At 73.2% G+C, this 18523-nt stretch carries 19 protein-coding genes; 9 read left to right on the top strand and 10 right to left on the bottom strand.

Translation table 11 applies throughout. From position 1 onward, the window contains the following. Positions 1-11: 11 nt before the first annotated feature. Positions 12-1103: a WD40/YVTN/BNR-like repeat-containing protein gene (locus tag ACZ6KO_RS21065; protein ID WP_469305512.1), complete on the bottom strand. Its 1092-nt coding sequence runs from the start codon at positions 1101-1103 to the stop codon at positions 12-14. Positions 1104-1298: 195 nt separating this feature from the next. Here ACZ6KO_RS21065 and ACZ6KO_RS21060 point away from each other — a divergent pair, with 195 nt between their 5' ends. Both ACZ6KO_RS21060 and ACZ6KO_RS21055 read left to right on the top strand, forming a co-directional pair. Next, positions 1299-2378 carry an NADH:flavin oxidoreductase/NADH oxidase gene (locus ACZ6KO_RS21060; protein WP_469305511.1) on the top strand — a complete coding sequence of 360 codons (1080 nt, stop codon included), beginning with the start codon at positions 1299-1301 and terminating at the stop codon, positions 2376-2378. Between the two features lie 78 nt (positions 2379-2456). Beyond that, positions 2457-2822 (top strand): ArsR/SmtB family transcription factor, encoded by a 366-nt coding sequence (locus ACZ6KO_RS21055; protein ID WP_469305510.1) that lies wholly within the window; start codon positions 2457-2459, stop codon positions 2820-2822. A 33-nt stretch (positions 2823-2855) separates the two neighbouring features. On the opposite strand, the gene ACZ6KO_RS21050 is transcribed toward ACZ6KO_RS21055, so the two are convergent. Both ACZ6KO_RS21050 and ACZ6KO_RS21045 read right to left on the bottom strand, forming a co-directional pair. After that, positions 2856-4253, bottom strand: coding sequence for an FAD-dependent oxidoreductase (locus ACZ6KO_RS21050; RefSeq protein ID WP_469305509.1), 1398 nt, complete (start codon positions 4251-4253; stop codon positions 2856-2858). Positions 4254-4307: 54 nt separating this feature from the next. Continuing rightward, on the bottom strand, positions 4308-4964 hold the full coding sequence (locus ACZ6KO_RS21045; protein WP_469305508.1) for a DUF305 domain-containing protein: 657 nt from the start codon (positions 4962-4964) through the stop codon (positions 4308-4310). Between the two features lie 59 nt (positions 4965-5023). On the opposite strand from ACZ6KO_RS21045, the gene ACZ6KO_RS21040 reads away from it, so the two are divergent. Next, positions 5024-6475, top strand: a complete 1452-nt coding sequence (locus ACZ6KO_RS21040; RefSeq protein WP_469305507.1) for an LVIVD repeat-containing protein — start codon at positions 5024-5026, stop codon at positions 6473-6475. A gap of 39 nt (positions 6476-6514) precedes the next feature. Here the strand turns inward: ACZ6KO_RS21040 and ACZ6KO_RS21035 are convergent, their stop codons facing one another. The 5 genes from ACZ6KO_RS21035 to ACZ6KO_RS21015 form a co-directional block, all read right to left on the bottom strand. Further along, on the bottom strand, positions 6515-7141 hold the full coding sequence (locus ACZ6KO_RS21035; protein WP_469305506.1) for a TetR/AcrR family transcriptional regulator: 627 nt from the start codon (positions 7139-7141) through the stop codon (positions 6515-6517). 120 nt (positions 7142-7261) lie between these two features. After that, positions 7262-8128 (bottom strand): nuclease, encoded by an 867-nt coding sequence (locus ACZ6KO_RS21030; protein ID WP_469305505.1) that lies wholly within the window; start codon positions 8126-8128, stop codon positions 7262-7264. Between the two features lie 58 nt (positions 8129-8186). Then, complete coding sequence (locus ACZ6KO_RS21025) at positions 8187-8945, bottom strand: phosphatase PAP2 family protein (protein ID WP_469305504.1); 759 nt, start codon at positions 8943-8945, stop codon at positions 8187-8189. An 86-nt stretch (positions 8946-9031) separates the two neighbouring features. Then, on the bottom strand, positions 9032-9964 hold the full coding sequence (locus ACZ6KO_RS21020; protein WP_469305503.1) for a M56 family metallopeptidase: 933 nt from the start codon (positions 9962-9964) through the stop codon (positions 9032-9034). Between the two features lie 145 nt (positions 9965-10109). Continuing rightward, entirely contained in the window at positions 10110-10655 is a 546-nt protein-coding gene (locus ACZ6KO_RS21015) for a DUF5134 domain-containing protein (protein WP_469305502.1), read from the bottom strand. Positions 10656-10744: 89 nt separating this feature from the next. On the opposite strand from ACZ6KO_RS21015, the gene ACZ6KO_RS21010 reads away from it, so the two are divergent. Beyond that, entirely contained in the window at positions 10745-11290 is a 546-nt protein-coding gene (locus ACZ6KO_RS21010) for a GNAT family N-acetyltransferase (protein ID WP_469305501.1), read from the top strand. 70 nt (positions 11291-11360) lie between these two features. Here ACZ6KO_RS21010 and ACZ6KO_RS21005 read toward each other — a convergent pair whose 3' ends face one another. Both ACZ6KO_RS21005 and ACZ6KO_RS21000 read right to left on the bottom strand, forming a co-directional pair. Continuing rightward, positions 11361-12044: a glycerophosphodiester phosphodiesterase gene (locus ACZ6KO_RS21005; RefSeq protein ID WP_469305500.1), complete on the bottom strand. Its 684-nt coding sequence runs from the start codon at positions 12042-12044 to the stop codon at positions 11361-11363. A 182-nt stretch (positions 12045-12226) separates the two neighbouring features. Next, positions 12227-12871 (bottom strand): PadR family transcriptional regulator, encoded by a 645-nt coding sequence (locus ACZ6KO_RS21000; RefSeq protein ID WP_469305499.1) that lies wholly within the window; start codon positions 12869-12871, stop codon positions 12227-12229. Positions 12872-12920: 49 nt separating this feature from the next. On the opposite strand from ACZ6KO_RS21000, the gene ACZ6KO_RS20995 reads away from it, so the two are divergent. The 5 genes from ACZ6KO_RS20995 to ACZ6KO_RS20975 all read left to right on the top strand — a co-directional run bounded on the left by ACZ6KO_RS20995 (position 12921) and on the right by ACZ6KO_RS20975 (position 18502). Beyond that, positions 12921-14042, top strand: coding sequence for an LLM class flavin-dependent oxidoreductase (locus ACZ6KO_RS20995; protein ID WP_469305498.1), 1122 nt, complete (start codon positions 12921-12923; stop codon positions 14040-14042). An 85-nt stretch (positions 14043-14127) separates the two neighbouring features. Further along, entirely contained in the window at positions 14128-15177 is a 1050-nt protein-coding gene (locus tag ACZ6KO_RS20990) for an alpha/beta hydrolase (protein WP_469305497.1), read from the top strand. Positions 15178-15258: 81 nt separating this feature from the next. Then, a complete protein-coding gene (locus ACZ6KO_RS20985) occupies positions 15259-16656 on the top strand; it encodes a DUF6421 family protein (protein WP_469305496.1) in 1398 nt (465 codons plus the stop codon). A 26-nt stretch (positions 16657-16682) separates the two neighbouring features. Then, positions 16683-17444: an SDR family NAD(P)-dependent oxidoreductase gene (locus ACZ6KO_RS20980; protein ID WP_469305495.1), complete on the top strand. Its 762-nt coding sequence runs from the start codon at positions 16683-16685 to the stop codon at positions 17442-17444. Further along, a complete protein-coding gene (locus ACZ6KO_RS20975; protein WP_469305494.1) occupies positions 17423-18502 on the top strand; it encodes a threonine aldolase family protein in 1080 nt (359 codons plus the stop codon). Before ACZ6KO_RS20980 ends, ACZ6KO_RS20975 begins: the two co-directional genes overlap by 22 nt. Positions 18503-18523: the final 21 nt, after the last annotated feature.

Here is an 18523-nt window from a genome sequence, read left to right as displayed (position 1 = left end):
CGGAGAGGATGTCAATGGCCGATCGCCGCCGCCCGCACACAGAGCACATCGGGAAGGTGCGAGATCAGCAGCTCCCAGCTGTCACCGTCGTCGGCGCTCGCGTACAGCTCGCCGTTGCGGTTGCCGAAGTAGATGCCCGCCGGATTCGTGTCGTCCGTGCACATCGCGTCGCGCAGCACCGTCCCGTAGTGGTCCGTGTCCGGCAGGCCGGCGGTGAGCGGCTCCCAGCTGGCGCCCGCGTCGCTGGTGCGGAAGACCCGGCAGCGGCGGCCGGCCGGGACCCGGTCGGAGTCGGCGTTGAGCGGGAAGACGTACGCCGTGTCCGGCCGGTGGGGGTGGGCGGCGACCGTGAAGCCGAAGTCCGAGGGCAGGCCGGCGCCGATGTCGGTCCAGCGCCCGCCCGCGTCGTCGCTGCGGTAGACGCCCCAGTGGTTCTGGAGGTAGAGCCGGCCGGTGTCCCCGGCGTCCTGCGCGATCTTGTGCACGCACTGGCCGAACTCGGGATGCGGATCGGGGAGGAACACGGCCGAGACCCCGTCGTTGGACGGTGCCCAGCTCGCCCCGCCGTCCCGGGTGCGGAACACCCCGGCCGCCGACACCGCGACCGTCACCGCGGCCGCGTCGGCCGGATCCGTGATCACGGTGTGGACCGCCTCGCCGCCCCCGCCCGGCTCCCAGCTCTTGCGGGTCGGGTGCTCCCACAGCGGCCGCACCAGCTCGAAGGACTCGCCGCGGTCGGCGGAGCGGAACAGCGCCGCCGGCTCCGTCCCCGCGTAGACCACGTCCGGGGCCTCGGGGCCGGCCGGATGCAGCTGCCAGACCCGCTCCAGGGAGGCGCCGGTGTCCTGCGGGAACTTCACGGCGGGCGCGGCCGGTTCGCGCCAGGTCCGGCCGAGGTCGTCGGAGCTGAAGACGGAGGGTCCCCAGTGCGCGCTGTCCCCGCCGACCAGGATCCGGGGCACGGGCCCGCGCCGGTCGACGGCGGCCGCGTACACGGCCTGGGCATTGAAATGGGGTCCCTCGAACTCCCACGGGCCGCCGCCGCGTCGGCGGCCGATGAACAGGCCCTTGCGGGTGCCCGCGAGCAGCAGCACGTCGGTCATGACCGACACCTCCGGACGTCGTTGTCCTGAAACCGTCTCCTGTCCGCCAGTCTGCACCCGCGCACCGACAGTGGCCCGCGTCACACGCCGTCGCACACCTGTCTTGTATGAAGACTCTCGTACTACGAGAGATTTCGTAGTACGGTGATTCTCGAACTTAGCCGGACGTCCCGCCCGACGATGGAGAGACCCGCCATGAGCGTCGCCCTGTTCGAGCCCTTCACCCTCCGCTCGGTCACCGTTCCGAACCGCGTATGGATGGCCCCGATGTGCCAGTACAGCGCCGAGCCGGCCGGACCCCGGGCCGGTGTGGCCACCGACTGGCACTTCGCCCACTACGCGGCCCGCGCCGCCGGCGGCACCGGCCTCATCCTCCAGGAAGCCACCGCGGTCTCCCCGGAAGGCCGGATCTCGCCGTTCGACCTCGGCATCTGGAACGACACCCAGGTCGGGGAACTGCGCCGGATCACCCGGTTCCTCAAGGACCAGGGCACCGTGCCCGGCATCCAGATCGCCAACGCCGGACGCAAGGCCTCCACCGGCCGCATCTGGCTCGGTGGCGGCCCGGTCGGCCCCGAGGACCACGGCTGGCTGCCGAGCGCTCCCAGCCCCCTCGCCTTCGACGAGGGCTACCCCGTGCCGCACGAGCTGACGGCCGAGGAGATCCGCGCGGTCGTGGGACAGTTCGCGGACGCCGCCCGGCGCGCGCTCGCCGCCGGCTACGAGGTCATCGAGATCCACGGCGCCCACGGCTACCTGATCGGGGAGTTCCTCTCCCCGTACAGCAACCGGCGCACCGACGCCTACGGCGGCTCCTTCGAGAACCGCACCCGCCTCGCGCTCGAGATCGTCGACGCCGTGCGGGCCGTGTGGCCCGAGGAGCTCCCGCTGCTCTTCCGCATCTCCGCCACCGACTGGCTGGAGGCCGACGGCTGGACCGCCGACGACACCGTCCGCCTGGCCGCCCTCCTCGAGGAGCACGGCGTGGACGTCCTCGACGTCTCCAGCGGCGGCAACGCCCCGCACGCGCGCATCCCCGTCGGCCCCGGCTACCAGGTCCCCTTCGCGGCCCGGGTCAAGGCGGAGAGCACGCTCCAGGTGGCGGCCGTCGGCCTGATCACCGAGCCGGAGCAGGCCGAGAAGATCCTGGCCAACGGGGAGGCGGACGCCGTCCTGCTGGGCCGCGAGCTGCTGCGCGACCCGCACTGGGCCCGGCGCGCGGCCCGCGAGCTGGGCGCGGAGATCCGTACGCCCGTCCAGTACCAGCGGGCCTGATCCGGCCCGATTCCGCCGGGTCCTACGAGAACCTTCGTACCATGGGGGAGCAGACATCGACCGAGTGGAGCAATGGACATGACGGAACGTGAACCGGGCCGTGCCCTCGCCCACCCCGCGACCGAGGCCATCCGGCTGGAGGCGGTGCTCCACGCCCTCTCCGACCCGATCCGGCTGGCGATTGTGCGGGACCTGGCCGGGACGGAGGCCGAGCTGTCCTGCTCCCACTTCGAGCTGCCCGTCACCAAGTCGACCACCACGCACCACTTCCGGGTGCTGCGGGAGAGCGGGGTCGTGCGCCAGACCTACCGGGGCACGGCCAAGATGAACGGGCTGCGCCGCACCGATCTGGACGCCCTCTTCCCGGGCCTGCTCGACCGGGTCCTGGCCGCCGCCGGCGCGGAGGCGGCCCGGCTCGCGGAGGCGGCCGGGCTCAGGGCGTAACGGTCCGGGCCCGGCTCGTGGAAGCGGCCGGGCTCAGGGCGTGGCCGCCCGCGCCGCGTCGAGCAGTCCGGGCCAGTCCGGGATCTTCACCGAGCGGCGGCCGAGCGAGCGGCCCAGATCCGCCTCCGCCACCTCGATCGCCAGCCAGCCCGGCCACGGCACCGGCCGCAGCCCGGCCGCCCGCAGCGCGTCCAGCGGGTCGCCGGGCAGCTCCCGCCGGGCCAGCGCCGGCGCGTCCTGGAGCAGCGAGGACGCCGTCTCCTTGGCGCAGGGCCGGTTGGTGCCGATCACCCCGGTCGGGCCGCGCTTGATCCAGCCCGCCACGTACTCGCCGACCGACGCCCGGCCGTCGCGGACCACCCGGCCCGCCGCGTGCGGCACCGTCCCGGTGGCGGTGTCGAACGGCAGCCCCGGCAGGGCCACGCCCCGGTACCCCACCGACCGCAGCACCAGCTGCGCCTCGAGGTCCTGGTACGTCCCGGTGCCCGTGACCCCGCCCCGGCCGTCCGGCACGGTCCGCTCGAACCGTACGGCGGCCACCCGCCCCGCGTCGTCGCCCAGCAGCTCCACCGGTCGCAGGTAGAACCGCAGCGCGATGCTCCGCCCCCCGGCCGTGCCGTCCCGCTCCGTCGCCTGTTCCCGTTCCTGTTCCGGCGGCTCCGCGGCGGCCCAGCCGCGCAGCACCTCGACGTTGCGCCGGTTCACCGCCGGCAGGGCGGCGCCCGGATCGGCGTACGCCGGGTCCAGCGCCAGCTCGGCCGGGTCCACCACCGTCGCCACCCCCGGCAGGGTGCCCAGCTCCCGCAGCTCCTTGGTGGTGAACTTGCCCTGCGAGGGCCCCCGCCGGGCCACCATGTGCACCCGCTGCACCGCGCTGTCCGCCAGCGCCCCGAGCGCGGCGTGCGGCATGTCGGTCGGCGCGAGCTCCGCCGCGCCCCGGGCCAGGATCCGGGTCACGTCCACCGCTACGTTGCCCGCGCCGATCACCACCGCCGACCGCACCGACGCCAGGCCGAACCCGTCGGTCCCCGCGTCCGGGTGCGCGCTGTACCAGGAGACGAAAGCGGTCGCCGAGTGCACCCCGGCCAGTTCCTCGCCGGGGACACCCAGGTGCCGGTCCCGCGCCGCGCCCACGCAGTAGACGACCGCGTGGTAGAGCTCCAGCAGCCGCGCGGTGGTCAGCCGCTCCCCGCCGACCTCGACGTTCCCCAGGAAGCGGACCCGCTCGTCCTCCAGGACGGTGCGCAGATTGCCCTGGAGGGATTTGATCTTCTCGTGGTCGGGGGCCACCCCGTACCGCACCAGCCCGTACGGGCACGGCAGCCGGTCCAGGACGTCGACCCGCACGCCCGGCACCTCGCGCTGCTGGACGAGCGTCTGCGCGGCGTAGACCCCGCTCGGGCCCGAGCCGACGACGGCCACACGAAGCATCGCGGAGCTCCTTCCGCAGGGTGCCTTCCAGCATGGCACCCGGTGCCGGGTGCGTCAGCCCATCGCCCGCATCCGGTGGATCTCGGCGCTCTGCTGGGCCACGACCTCGGTGGCCATCTCCTCCACCGCCACGTTGTTGCCGTCGGTCAGGGCCTCGCCGGCCATCTTCAGGGCGCCTTCGTGGTGGGTGATCATCAGGCGGAGGAAGAGCCGGTCGAAGTCCGCGCCCCGGGCCGCGCCGAGGTCCTTCAGCTGCTGCTCGCTCGCCATGCCCGGCATCGCGTGGTGGTCGTGGGCCGCTGCGCCGCCCGCCCCGGCCGGCTCCGGGTGCTTCGTGCGCCAGCCCTCCATCGCGCCGATCTCGGGTGCCTGTGCGGCCGCGATCCGCTGGGCCAGCCGCTTGACGGGCTCGGCGCCGGCCCGCTCGGGGGCCAGGGCGCTCATGGTCAGGGCCTGCCGGTGGTGCTCGATCATGTTCCGTACGTAGGAATGGTCGGCCGCGTTCGGGGTGTCGTCGGGACGGGCCTTGGCCGCCTGCTCGGGGGAGAGGGTGCGTGCCTTGTCGCCCGGTTTACCGGGGGCGATCACCACCGGCCGGTCCGCCGCGGCGGCGTCCGCGCCGCCGTCCTGGCAGCCGGTGAGCCCGTAGACGAGGGCGAGAACGACGGCGGGAACGGCGGTGCTCCGGATTAACCCTTTTGCCATGTCCATGGAAAGGACGATACTGCCCGGGTCTGTACGTACTCCAGACGTATTCCAGGGAGGGCACAGTGACCTCGTTACACCCCCACCGGGTGCGGCGCAGGCGTCTGGGGGTGGCCGCCGCGGCGGCCGGACTCCTCGCCACGCTCCTGGCCGCCGGACCGGCGGCCGCAACACCCGACCCGGGCGATCTCCAGGTCTCCCCGAACGCCCGCGTCGCGGGCGGCATCCCGGGCCAGGACCAGATCGTCCACAGCCCCAACGTCAAGCACCTGGCGAACATCCCCAGCGCCAACCCGAACGCCGTCAACTCCGACCTGGCCTTCCAGGGCCGGTACGCCTACGCCGGCAGCTACGACGGCTTCACCATCTACGACATCGCCAACCCGAAGACCCCCAAGGCCGTCAGCACGGTGCTCTGCCCCGGCGGCCAGAACGACATCTCGGTCTCCGGCGACCTGCTCTTCCTCTCCACGGACTCCTCGCGCAGCGACGACTCCTGCAACAGCGTCTCGCAGCCCGCGACGGAGAAGTCCTCGTGGGAGGGCATCAAGATCTTCGACATCCGCGACAAGAAGAACCCCAAATACATCAAGTCGGTCGAGACCGCCTGCGGCTCCCACACCCACACCCTGGTGCCGGGCCACCGCGACCTCTACCTCTACGTCTCCTCCTACTCGCCCAACGAGACGTTCCCCGACTGCCAGCCCCCGCACGACGGCATCTCCGTGATCAAGGTCCCGAAGAAGGCGCCGCAGAAGGCCGCCGTCGTCGCCTTCCCCATCCTCTTCCCGGACGGCGGCAACCCGGGCGGGCCCACCAACCCGGGCGTCTCCAAGACCACCGGCTGCCACGACATCACCGTGCTGCCCTCGAAGAACCTGGCCGCCGGCGCCTGCATGGGTGACGGCATCCTCTTCGACATCAGCAGGCCCGAGCAGCCACGGGTCATCGACCGGGTGCAGGACAACGTGAACTTCGCCTTCTGGCACTCGGCGACCTTCAACGAACGCGCCGACAAGGTGGTCTTCACCGACGAGCTCGGCGGCGGTGGCGGCGCCACGTGCAACGAGGCCACCGGCCCCGACCGGGGCGCCGACGGCATCTACGACATCACCGGCCGCGGCGACCAGCGCAAGCTCGAATTCCGCAGCTACTTCAAGATCCCGCGTCACCAGGCCGACACCGAGAACTGCGTGGCCCACAACGGCTCGCTGATCCCGGTCGGCGGCGGCCGCGACATCATGGTCCAGGCCTGGTACCAGGGCGGAGTCTCGATCTGGGACTTCACCGACTCGGCCCGGCCCAAGGAGATCGGCTACTTCGAACGCGGTCCGCTGCGCACCGACGCCCTGAGCCTGGGCGGCTCCTGGTCGGCGTACTACTACAACGGGCACATCTACTCGAACGACATCGCCAAGGGATTCGACGTGCTCCGGATCGACGACTGGCGCACCGCGCCGGCCTCGTGGGTGTGGATGGACCGGCTCAACGTCCAGACGCAGCCCGAGTACCACTGACGCGGCCGGTGGGGCCGACGCCCCACCGGTCCCGCCGCGTCACTGCGTGAACACGGTTCCGCCGGACGGTCCCCCGTCCGGCGGAACCCCCAGCTCCCAGTCCAGCCCGTAGCGCTGGAACAGCTCGGCCCGCAGCCGCGCCGCCGGCATCGCGGCCCCCGGCAGCAGCACCGCGAACACGGCGCCCATCAGCAGAGCCCGCAGCATCGGGTAGTCCTTGTCGACGTCGAGCGTCCCGTACCGGGTGACGGTGTCCCGCAGCAGCTCCGCGAGCCGCTGCTGTTCCGGGCACTGCACGAACCCCTCGGCCTGCAGGATGCCCGCCATGTGGGTGCGCATCAGCAGCGGCTGGTCGCGGGCAAGGCCCAGGATCGCGTCGATGGCCCGGGCCAGCCGCTCACGGCCGTCGTCCGAGACGGGCTCGCGCTCCAGCGCCGCCTGGAGGGTCTGGTGCATCAGCCGGTGCACGGCCGATTGCAGCAGCTGGCGCTTGCCGGGGAAGTAGTACGAGATCAGACCGCGTGCCGCGCCCGCCCGGTCGGCGATGTCGCCGAGGGTCGTTGCCTCGTAGCCGTTTTCCGCCACCAGTTCGACCGTCGCCTGGAGCAGCCGCTCGCGGGAGCGTCTCCGCAATTCTTCATTGACCGATGCGCTGCGCGGGGACATGCTTACTCCTGCGTTGACTGGCTCCCAGCCAATATACTCAGCGCAGGAGCGGTGTTGGGGCGACGCGGGGGATCGCCCCAACACCGTTCGCAGGCGTGCGCGGCGCGGCCGGCCTTTCCTTCAGCGCTCCTGGAAGACCAGATCCTCCGGCGCCGCCGTCATCCGTACGCTCTGCCCGTCGGTCTCCACCAGCGACGACAGCCCGGTGAACCGCCCGTGCGGGAGCACCAGCACCCGGTCGCCGCGCTGGTCGAGGAACTCCCCGAAGCCCGCGAGCGAGGGATCGCCCGCGCCCAGGGTCAGATAGTCGGCCAGCCGCCGGAACAGCTTGGGCAGCAGCACCGCGCTCTCGCTCAGCGCCGCCAGCCCGTCCACCTTCGCCCCGGTCTGCGTCTGGTCCGCCGGCCACAGACCGCGGCCCTCGGTCCGGGCCTCCACGACCGCCGCCGTCATCGCCTCGCGCAGGTCGGCGTACAGCTTGGTGTAGTACGTCGGGTACGCCAGCCCGCGCCGCAGCTGGTGCACGTTGGCGCTCTGCCGCAGGAGCGTGACGTCCACATGGATCCGGCTGCCGCTGTGCGCCGGGGCCGGCCCGCGCCCCGCGAACGCCACGCAGCGGCCGTGGACGTCGGCGCCCCGGGTCAGGACGTACCCGGTGACCGCCGCCGGCTCCGCCGAGCTGATCGTGCCGTGCCCGTCGCGCAGTACCGAGGTGAACCCCAGCCAGCGGATCAGCTCGTCCGCCGCGTCCTGGGCGAACGGGGCCGGCTGGTGCAGCTCGCTGCCGTGCGCCGGTATGTAGTGCGTCTCCAGGGAATCGATGCCGTCCAGCCGTAACTGCGCCGACCCGGCCCTGTTGGCGCGCACCCGGTGCGGACCGGGCACCAGGTCCCAGTGCGCGGGGTCGGCCGGTACGAACCGCACCGAGTCCCCGTCCGGCCGGGCGCCCAGCACCCGGAAGCTTCCCTCGATCACGAGCATGGGCATGATGGCCTCCCCAAGGGCGGTACCGCCCCGTCGGCGGTACCCGACTCACGAATCCGTGTCAGGATCGCGGTTGCCCGCCGCCGCGAGAAGAGGGCACCCGGCCCGGCTGCGGGCGGCGCGCCCCGGCGAGCGCGCAGCACACCACCGCCACCCCCAGCAGCCAGCCGGCCACCACGTCGGACGGCCAGTGAACCCCCAGGTACACCCGGGTGAACCCGACCCCGAGCACCGAGACCGCGGCCGCCGCCCACGCGGCCCGCGCGGCCCACCCGCGGCGCTTACGTGCCGGTGCCGCCCGTGCCGTGCGCGCGGTACGCGCCGTGCCCGCCGTATGCGCCGACGCCGTCCCCGCCGGTTCCGCGGCCGGCCGGACGGCGAGCCACAGCAGCAGCCCGCACACCACCGTCGCCGTCAGCGCGTGCCCCGAGGGGTAGGCGGCGTAGTCCGCGGAGTCCACCGGGTCCGGCCACAGCGGCCGCTCCCGCTCGACCAGGGCCTTCAGCCCCTGCGACAGCAGCGTCGCCACCGCCACGGCCGCCGCGCACCGCACCGCGAGCCCCCGTTCCCCGCGCCACCACAGCCGGCCGGCGGCCACGACCGCCAGCGCCCGCATGGTCCACGGGTCCCACACCCAGTCGCTGAACGCCTGGTTCACCGCGACCGCCCCCGGATGGCCGACCGCGTGCGCGTGCAGGGCGACGGCGATCCGGAGGTCCCAGCCGAGCAACGGCCGCCACCCCGTGACCACGAGCACCGTCAGGGCGGCGGCGAGCAGCACGCAGACGGTTCCGGTCGGACGCAGGGGGTGGTGGCGCATACCCGCGATCCTCGCATCCGGCGGCCGCCGCCCGGCCGTGGCCGGAGCCGTGGGCGCCGCGCCGCGGGCGGGCACCGGGGGGTGTCCTACAGCGCCCGCAGGCCCGGCATGAACGCCACCATCAACGGCACCGCCGGAACCAGCGTGGCCAGCGCCGTCAGCCGCAGCCGGCGCCCGGCGGGCAGCCGCGGCGCGGCCGACAGCAGCCGCCGCACCCGCTGCGGCACATGGGCCTCGTGCGCCGGGCAGGGGCCGAACACCCCGCGGTCCTCGTTGAGTCCGACGAGCGCCAGTGCGATCGTCAGCCGCCCGAACCGGCGGGAGGCCACGTCGTCGGCCGCCAGTTCCACCAGCCGGTGCATCTCCGCCTCGAACGCCGCGAACACCGGCACCTGCGGGAAGCCGCCGGCCAGCGCCCGCGAGCAGTGCAGCAGCCAGTCGTGCCGCGCCGCGGCGTGCCCCTGCTCGTGCGCCAGGACGGCATCCAGCTGGCGCCCCTTGAGCCGCGCCAGCGCGCCCGTCGTCACCACCAGCTGCGGCGCCGCACCCGGCAGCCACCACGCGTCGGGGCGCTGCCCCTCCAGCAGCACCAGCCGCTGGGCACCGGGCTCCTCGCCGGGCAGCAGCGGTGCCCGCTCCAGCAGCTCGGCCCGGCGCGTCCGCCGCCGGGACCGCGCCCGCAGCACCTCGCGCGTCAGCATCGCCCCGCTCCACACCGCGCCCCCGGCCAGCAGCAGCGCCGTTCCGGCGGCCCACGGGCCGCCCGCGCCCAGCGCGTACGCCTCGACCACCCCGTGCGGGGCGGAGGCGAAGAGCCGGCCCCGGACCACCTGCCAGGCGGCGGCCGCGCTCAGCACCATCGACAGCGCGAAGCACAGCAGCACCGCGGCCACCACGCACTGCCACACCCACAGCGCCACCACGGGCTCGCGTTCGGGCCAGTCGGCACGGGCCAGCAGCCGGGGCGCGACCATCGCGGTCAGGGCGCCGAGCATCAGGAGAACGGCGGGGACCATCATGGGAACCAGCCTATGAGCGCGGCACTACCTGCGGGTACGGTCCGGTGTCTTTGGTGACGCAGGACACGTTTGGCGCCCCGGTCCCGCCGGTCCCGCCGGGCCGCACCGCGTGGCCCCGGGCCCGCGGCTACATCTACATCCACATCTACATCGCGAGCAGCATCGCCAGCATGCCGATCCCCATCGCCAGCCGGCACGCCCGGGTCAGCTCCCCGGCCGCGGCCGCGGGGACCGGCTCCGCGGCGACCGGCTCCGCCGCCCGGCCCGCCGGGCCGCCGGCCGTGATCAGCCGGGCGCCGCCCAGCAGCACGTACCCGGCGTAGTACAGCAGCAGTGCCCCGGTCACCAGGGGCAACCCCTGCGCGTGCCCGTGCCCCTGCCCGGACAGCGCGGTCCCCGCCATGTAGAGCATCGCCAGCGACCCCACCAGGTGGTGGGCGTGGTGCGGACCCCGGCGCAGCAGCCACACCGCGTGCAGCGCGGCCGCGCCGAACACCCCCGCCAGCAGCAGCGACAGCGGACGCCCGGCCCCCACAGGCACCGCCATGGCCGCCATGCCGAGCCCCATCACGGCCTCCGCGGCGGCCACGCCCCCGTCCGCCGCGCGCACCCGCCGCAGGCAGTACGCGCCGCTCACCGCGCACAGCAGCACCAGCAGCCAGGAGGAGAGGGACGACGTGGGACCGTGCACGGGACGACCTCCCGGATCGACCGACGGTGTCACCGAAGAGATGCCCGCCCACCGCGGGCCGCACGCGGCCGCGGGGTTACGCTCTGCCCATGGAGATCGCCGACACCGACCCCGCCGCCCTGACCTTCCGCCCCGCCGGACCGGCCGACATACCGGCCCTGGTGGAGCTCGTGGAGTCCGCGTACCGCGGCGAGGCCAGCAGGGCGGGCTGGACCACGGAGGCGGACTACCTCGACGGACAGCGCACCGACGAGGCCGCGGTGCGGGCGATCATCGACTCTCCCGACAGCGTCCTGCTGGTCGTCGAGCGCGGCGGCGAGCAGGTGGCCTGCTGCCAGCTCGAACACCGCGGCGACCACGCGTACTTCGGCATGTTCGCCGTCCGCCCGCAGCTCCAGGGCGGCGGCCTCGGCAAGGAGATCCTGGCCGAGGCCGAACGCCGCGCCCGCGCGCTGTGGAACGCGACGGAGATGCGCATGACCGTGGTCAACGTCCGCGAGGAGCTCATCGCCTACTACGTGCGCCGCGGCTACCGGCGCACCGGCGAACTGAGCCCCTTCCCGTACGGCGACGAGCGCTTCGGCGTCCCGCGTCGCACCGACCTGGCCTTCGAGCTGCTGACCAAGCCGCTCTGACGGGGCCGCTCCGACCGAGCGGCTCCGACCGGGCCGCTCCGCGCCGGCGGCGCGCGCGGGCCCGTGCGCGTCAGGCCGTGAAGCGGCCGGTCAGACGGATCTCCGGGAAGCCGGTCGTCGCCCCGTCCAGCTCCAGGGCCCGCACGAGCCGGAGCTGCTCCTGGGTGTCCACCGTCCAGGCCGTCACCCGCAGCCCGGCGGCGTGCGCCGACTCCACGGTCTCCAGCGTGAGCCGCCGCAGGTTCAGGGCGACCGTTTCCGCACCCGCCGCCAGCGCCCGGTCCACGATGTCCTCGCCGTAGTGCCCCGCGGTCAGCACGGTCCGTACGCCGGGCACCAGCCGGGCCATCTCGGCGAGCAGCGCGTCGTGGGAGGACGACACCTCCACCCGCGTGGTCAGGTCCTGGCGCAGCAGTACGCCGGCCAGGGCCCGCGCGGTGGCCGGGTCCTCCACCGAGGCCAGCAGCGGCGTGCCCACCGCGTCCAGCGCCTCCTCCAGGACCGGCACCTGCTCACCGAGCCCGGCGTCGAGTTCGCGCAGCTCGGCCAGGGTGAGGTCGGCGACGGCACCGGACCCGTCGGTGGTGCGGTCCACCTCGGCGTCGTGCAGGACGACGAGCGCGCCGTCCTTGCTGACCTGCAGATCCAGCGCGATGACGTCCATGCCGGAACGTTCCGCGCGTACGAACGAGCGCAGGGTGTTCTCCGGTTCGACACCCATGACCCCGCGGTGACCGATGGTGAGGAAAGTCAAGGTTCTCTCGCTTCCGTCGACGGCGGCTCGCCAGCGACGGCCCGGTGTCCCGACCGGAGCCGTGCGGTGAGGAGGCAGCGTAGTCGGCGGCGGCCACGATGAGACCGGCCTTGCACGGCCCGGACAGGGCCGTACGGCCGGTTCCCGCCAGGTCTGAGGGGGCTCGCGGGCCCCGCCGCGTGTCACCCTCCGGTGGGCGCGTCCGCGGGGCCTTGACCGGACGTCTCACCCTCGCTCCCCGGGACGCTGCGGGAGGCCTCCAGCACCGCCAGGTCCGCCAGCAGCGCCTCGGCCAGCTCCAGCTCCGCCAGGTGCTGCCGCTCGCTCCAGCGCAGCGCCAGTTCCGGGAAGGCCCAGTCCGCCGTGTCACCGGCGTGCTCCAGGGCCTCCCGTACGGCCGCCAGCTCGCCCCGGGTGCGCTCCTGGTGCCCGGACACCATCGCGCGCAGCCGCTCCGGCTCGGCCAGGTGCCCGAGCCACACCCGCAACAGCAGTCCGTGCTTGAGCACCACCGGTCCGGCGTCGGTGGTGCCGGCGGCCCAGCCGGCCAGCGCCGCCCGTCCGGCGTCCGTGATGGCGTACCGGCGCTTGGCACGGATCTCCTCGGGTCCCGAGCGGGTGGAGGCGGCGTACCCGAGCTGTTCCAGGCGGCGCAGCTCGGCGTAGATCTGGCTGATCGCCGGCGACCAGTAGAAGAAGCGCAACGAGGAGTCGGCCCACTTCTTCAGTTCGTACCCGGTCCGCTCGCCGGGGAACGAGAGCAGGCCGAGCACCGCCCAGGCGGTCGGTGGCAGGTCTTGCTTCTTCGGCTTCTGACGACTAGTCATATGACGAATTGAAGTAAGACCGGACACGGGACGCAACCCTGGAGGCGCCGTGAAATTCTCCGTGATCTTCGAGGCCCAGCTGGCCGACCCGACCGTCGCACGCGAGCACCAGGTCATCCGCGACTGCGTCGAACAGGCCGTGCTCGCCGAACGGATGGGCTTCGACCGGATCTGGGCCGTCGAGCACCACTCCCTCAAGTGGTACGCGCACATGTCCGCACCTGAGATCTTCCTGACGTGGGTCGCGGCCAGGACGCACACCATACGCATCGGCCACGGCGTGGTGTGCATGCCCTTCAACTTCAACCACCCGGTCCGGGTCGCCGAGCGCGCCGCCATGCTCGACCTGCTCTCCGGCGGCCGCGTCGACCTCGGTGCCGGCCGCGGCGGCACCGAGCAGGAGACCTCGCTGTGCGGGGTCGACCGCGACCGCACCGCGCAGGAGGTCGAGGAGGCCCTGCGGATCATCGGGGCGGCGTGGCAGCGCGACGAGCTCGAATACCACGGCGAGCTCATCGACATCGACCCGCACCCCATCCTGCCGCGCCCGCGGCAGACCCCGCACCCGCCGCTCTTCCTCGCGTGCAGCCGGGCCGAGACCCTGGTCCGGGCCGCCGAACTGGGCGTCGGCGCCCTGGTGATGGGCTTCGCCGGACCCGAGTCGATCGCCTCGATGCGCGCGGTCTACGACGCGGCGGTCGCCGGGCGGGACGGGGGCCGCTTCGTCTCCACCGCCGTCAACGACCACTTCTCGGTGCTCTGCCCCACCATCGTGCTCGACGACCGCGCGGAGGCACGCCGGATCGGCACCCGCGGCCAGCGCTTCTTCGCCCAGTCCATCGGCCACTGGTACGGCGGCGCGGGCGTGCCGGACGAGGCGGTGGTCGACGGCGCCGACGAGACGGCCGAGATGCGCAGGGCGGCCGAGCAGGTGGTGGCCCGGCTGCACGAGCTGGACATCCCCGTGAAGCCCACCTCGACGGCCACCTTCAACGCCGACCACGCCTACGGCACGGCCGACGACGCCATCGCGTACGTGGAGCGGCTGAGGGCGGCCGGGGCCGACGAGATCATGTGCCTGATCCAGATGGGGACCGTGCCGCAGGAGGCCTGCCTGGAGACGCTGCGCCAGTGGGGCGAGAAGGTCATCCCGCACTTCCGCACCGCCTGAGCGCCCGCCCCGCGCCCCCCGCCGCGCGCCCCACCCCCCTCGCCCCGCCGCCCTCGCCCCGCTCGCGTCCAGGAAAGGACCTCCCGTGTCCCCAGCCCCACCGCCGGAAGCGGTGCCCGCGGCCGCCGGCCGGCTCGACCCGCGGGCGCGGCCCTTCGTCCGCGCCCTCTCCGCCCTCTTCCCCGATCTCGGCGGCGCCGTCACCGACGCCGGCGAGGCCCGCCGGATCCTGGCCGCCGTGCCCCCGTCCGCCGCGCCGCCGCCCGAGGTGGGCTCCGTGGCCGACCGTACGGTCCCCGGCCCGCCCGGGGCGCCCCCGGTCCCCGTACGGATCTACCGGCCCGACCCGCTGCGGTGGCCCGGGCCGCGCCCCACCGTGGTCTTCACGCACGGCGGCGGCTTCGTCCTGTGCGACCTCGACACCTACGACGCCACCGTCCGCACCCTGTGCCGTACGGCCGGCGCCGTGGTCGTGTCCGTCGACTACCGCCGGGCCCCCGAGCACCGCTTCCCGGCGGCCGTCCTGGACGCCCACGCCGCCCTGTGCTGGGCCGGCGCGCACCTCGGTGACCTCGGCGGCCATCCCGGCGCCCTGGTCGTCGCGGGCGACAGCGCGGGCGGCAACCTGGCCGCCGCCGCCCTGCTGCACGCCGCGGGCGCGGGCCGCGGCGGGCCGCGGGTGGCCCGCGTCGCACTCCAGGTGCTGATCTACCCCACGCTCGACGCCGCCCGGACCGGCGGCTCCCACCGGCGCAACGCGGAGGGCTTCTACCTGACCGCGACGCACCTGAGGTGGTTCTGGGAGCAGTACCTGGGCCCGGGGGCGGACGGCGCCGACCCGCTCGCCTCCCCGCTGAACGCCGCCCCCGCGCTCCTCGCCGGGCTGCCGCCCGCCCACGTGGTGGTCGCCGGCTGCGACCCGCTGGCCGATGACGGGGTGGCCTACCACCGGCTGCTTCAGGCCAATGGAGTGCCTTCGGTCCTCGATCTGCACCCGGGGATGTTCCACGGCTTCCTGGCCCTGTCCCCGGTGCTGCCCGCGGCGGCGCAGGCCATGGAAAGACTGGGCGGAGCCATCGCCTCCACGGCAAACGACGGGAAGACTTTCGGTGGAGAAGGGGGTGACGCCGAATAATTTCCCGAGTTCCCTCTTGAGCGGGAGAGCCTTGCGCGCATACGCTGTCACGACGTGAGGTTCTCCTGTGGAGGAAGTGACATGACGGAAACTCTTGTGCCGGGCGTGGGCGGTGGCGCGATAACCGCCGGTGCGCGGGTGGTGGACCACCCGGCGTGGCCCGAGCTCAAGGCCGCCGTGGAAGAGATCCGCCCCTGGCAGTCCAAGGACGGTTCCATCGACTTCGACGCGGACGCCGCTCCGAGCCGGGCGGCCGCCGAGGCCGCCGTCGAGCGCGTCGTCGCGGCCGTCGAGACGCTCTCCCCGCTGCTGCCGCACGCGACCGTGTACCACCGGGCCCTGGTCGGCGACCTGCGCAAGTGGGCCGCGGACGGCTTCCAGGAGCCGGACTTCCTCGACTCCCTGCTGGCCTTCCACCCCGCCGCCGAGCGCGCCGACGGGCTCCAGCACCTCGTCGTGTTCCCCATGTACACGCAGAACGGCAACCCGGACCGCAACCTGGAGGCCGTCGCGCTCAAGATGGTGTGGCCCGAGTGGCTCGCCGAGCTGGAGCGCACCCGGTACGACAACCCGCTCTTCCTCGGCATCACCTTCGAGGACTTCACCCCGGGCTACGACACCCACTCCGCGGTGCTCTTCCCGGAGACCATCGCCGTCCGCGAGGCCCCCGAGCGCTTCACCTGGGGCGGCATCTTCTGCGACCGCGAGGCCGCCCGCTACCGCAAGGTCACCGAGGCCGCCGTCGACATCCTGGGCATCGAGCTGCCCGAGGACATCGCGCGCATGGTCGAGGACCAGGAGCGCTGCGAGAAGGCCTTCGTCCTGTGGGACATGGTCCACGACCGCACCCACAGCCACGGCGACCTGCCGTTCGACCCCTTCATGATCAAGCAGCGCCAGCCGTTCTGGATGTACGGCCTGGAGGAGCTGCGCTGCGACCTCACCGCCTTCAAGGAGGCCGTGAAGCTGGAGTCCGAGGGCAACGAGCACGGCCGCGACGTGCAGTACGCCGTCCTGTTCGACCGGATGTTCCGCTTCCCGGTCTCGGGCGACCGCAACCGCAACTACGACGGCCTCGGCGGCCAGCTGCTCTTCGCCTACCTCCACAAGCACGACGTCGTGCGCTGGACGGACAACAAGCTGAAGATCGACTGGATGCGTGCCCCGCAGGTCACCAACGAGCTGTGCGCCGAGATCGAGGAGCTGTACCGGGCCGGCATCGACCGCCCCAAGCTCGTCCACTGGTTCAAGGCGTACGAGCTCGTCTCCACCTACCTGGCCCCGCACCCGGGATCCAAGTGGGCCAAGGGCCCCGACGCCCTGGACCTGACGCAGCCGCCGCGCAAGCTCGTGGACGACGTGCTTCCCGACGAGTTTCCGCTCAGCATGTTCTATGAGGCCCTCGCCAAGAAGCTCAAGGGCGTGATCGCCTCGACGAAGGGCATCACCGCCCTCGACGCCGAGCGGGTCGCCGCGTGAGCGCTCGCGCACAGGAGGCTTCCAGCATGAACGGCTCCGGGAACGGCAACGGAAAGCTCCACGGAGCGGTGGTGGCGGTGGCCGGGGCCGGCGGGCCCGCCGGCCGCGCCACCCTGCTCCGCCTGGCCGAGGCGGGTGCCACGGTCGTCGCGTCGGACGCCGACCCCACCCGTCTGGCCGAGGCCGTGGACGCGGCCCGCTACGCCCACGGCGGGGCCACCGTCACCGGTGACACCGTGGACCTGCTCGACCTGGAGGCCGCCAAGGCGTGGGCCGACCGGACCGAGAAGGAGTTCGGCCGGATCGACGGCCTGGTCCACCTGGTCGGCGGCTGGCGCGGCAGCGCCTCGTTCACCGAGACCGACCTCGCGGACTGGGACTTCCTTGAGAACCTCCTGATCCGCACGGTCCAGCACACCTCCATGGCCTTCCACGACGGCCTGCTGCGCAGCGACAAGGGCCGCTACGTCCTGGTCAGCCAGGTCGGCGCGCACAAGCCGGTCGCCAACAACGCCGCGTACAACGCCGGCAAGGCGGCGGCCGAGGCCTGGACGCTGGCCATGGCCGACTCCTTCCGCAAGGCGGGGGGCGATGAGGGCCCGCGCGCGGCGGCTGCGATCCTGGTCATCAAGGCACTGGTGCACGACGCCATGCGCGCCGAGCGCCCCAATGCGAAGTTCGCGGGCTTCACCGACGTCACGGAACTGGCCGAGGCCATCGCCGGCGTCTGGGAGCGGCCCGCCTCCGAAGTGAACGGACAGCGTCTGTGGCTCACCCCGCAACCGTAAAGACCGACGCCCGCCGGCACCACGATCCTGCCGTGCGCGGCTTCGCGAGCGACAACTACGCGGGTGCGCATCCGGAGATCCTCGAGGCCATCGCCCTCGCCAACGGCGGCCACCAGGTCGCCTACGGCGAGGACGAGTACACCGAGCACCTGCAGAAGGTCATCCGCAGCCACTTCGGCCCGTACTCCGAGGCCTTCCCGGTCTTCAACGGCACCGGCGCGAACGTCACCGCCCTGCAGGCGATGACGGACCGCTGGGGCGCGGTGATCTGCGCCGAGAGCGCCCACATCAACGTCGACGAGGGCGGTGCGCCCGAGCGGATGGCGGGCCTGAAGCTGCTCACCGTCGCCACGCCGGACGGCAAGCTCACCCCCGAGCTGATCGACCGGCAGGCCTGGGGCTTCGAGGACGAGCACCGGGCGATGCCGCAGGTCGTGTCGATCACCCAGAACACCGAACTGGGCACGGTCTACACCCCGGACGAGATCCGGGCGATCTGCGAGCACGCGCACGGGCTGGGCATGAAGGTGCACCTCGACGGCGCCCGGATAGCCAACGCCGCGGCCTCGCTGGACGTGCCGATGCGCACGTTCACCAACACCGTGGGCGTCGACGTGCTGTCGTACGGCGGCACGAAGAACGGCATGCTCTTCGGTGAGGCCGTGGTGGTCCTCAACCCGGACGCGGTCCGGCAGATGAAGCACGTCCGCAAGATGTCGATGCAGCTCGCGTCGAAGATGCGGTTCGTCTCCGTCCAGCTGGAGGCCCTGCTCGCCAAGGACCTGTGGCTGCGCAACGCCCGGCACTCCAACGCGATGGCGCAGCGGCTGGCGGAAGGCGTCCGGCACGTCGACGGGGTGGAGATCCTCTACCCGGTCCAGGCGAACGCGGTCTTCGCCAAGCTCCCGCACGAGGTCACGCTGCGCCTGCAGAAGCGCTACCGCTTCTACTTCTGGAACGAGGCCGAGGGCCACGTCCGCTGGATGTGCGGCTTCGACACCCAGGTGGAGGACGTGGACGGCTTCCTCCAGGCCCTCAAGGAAGAGATGGCCCGCTGACCCGATAGTCGGCGCAATCCG

This window comes from Streptomyces sp. NPDC042102 (genome assembly GCF_055582305.1).
The sequence above is the reverse complement of the archived record's forward strand: the minus strand, read 5'-3'. Positions and strand labels throughout refer to the sequence as shown.

What these genes read in the sequence shown, in the direction of transcription:
- ACZ6KO_RS21055 (WP_469305510.1), top strand. Translation starts at nt 2,457, where the DNA reads ATGACGGAACGTGAACCGGGCCGTGCCCTCGCCCACCCCGCGACCGAG.
- ACZ6KO_RS21045 (WP_469305508.1), bottom strand. Translation starts at nt 4,964, where the DNA reads ATGGACATGGCAAAAGGGTTAATCCGGAGCACCGCCGTTCCCGCCGTC.
- ACZ6KO_RS21010 (WP_469305501.1), top strand. Translation starts at nt 10,745, where the DNA reads ATGGAGATCGCCGACACCGACCCCGCCGCCCTGACCTTCCGCCCCGCC.
- ACZ6KO_RS21065 (WP_469305512.1), bottom strand. Translation starts at nt 1,103, where the DNA reads ATGACCGACGTGCTGCTGCTCGCGGGCACCCGCAAGGGCCTGTTCATC.
- ACZ6KO_RS21025 (WP_469305504.1), bottom strand. Translation starts at nt 8,945, where the DNA reads ATGCGCCACCACCCCCTGCGTCCGACCGGAACCGTCTGCGTGCTGCTC.
- ACZ6KO_RS20980 (WP_469305495.1), top strand. Translation starts at nt 16,683, where the DNA reads ATGAACGGCTCCGGGAACGGCAACGGAAAGCTCCACGGAGCGGTGGTG.
- ACZ6KO_RS20985 (WP_469305496.1), top strand. Translation starts at nt 15,259, where the DNA reads ATGACGGAAACTCTTGTGCCGGGCGTGGGCGGTGGCGCGATAACCGCC.
- ACZ6KO_RS21035 (WP_469305506.1), bottom strand. Translation starts at nt 7,141, where the DNA reads ATGTCCCCGCGCAGCGCATCGGTCAATGAAGAATTGCGGAGACGCTCC.
- ACZ6KO_RS21030 (WP_469305505.1), bottom strand. Translation starts at nt 8,128, where the DNA reads ATGCCCATGCTCGTGATCGAGGGAAGCTTCCGGGTGCTGGGCGCCCGG.
- ACZ6KO_RS21000 (WP_469305499.1), bottom strand. Translation starts at nt 12,871, where the DNA reads ATGACTAGTCGTCAGAAGCCGAAGAAGCAAGACCTGCCACCGACCGCC.
- ACZ6KO_RS21060 (WP_469305511.1), top strand. Translation starts at nt 1,299, where the DNA reads ATGAGCGTCGCCCTGTTCGAGCCCTTCACCCTCCGCTCGGTCACCGTT.
- ACZ6KO_RS21020 (WP_469305503.1), bottom strand. Translation starts at nt 9,964, where the DNA reads ATGATGGTCCCCGCCGTTCTCCTGATGCTCGGCGCCCTGACCGCGATG.
- ACZ6KO_RS21050 (WP_469305509.1), bottom strand. Translation starts at nt 4,253, where the DNA reads ATGCTTCGTGTGGCCGTCGTCGGCTCGGGCCCGAGCGGGGTCTACGCC.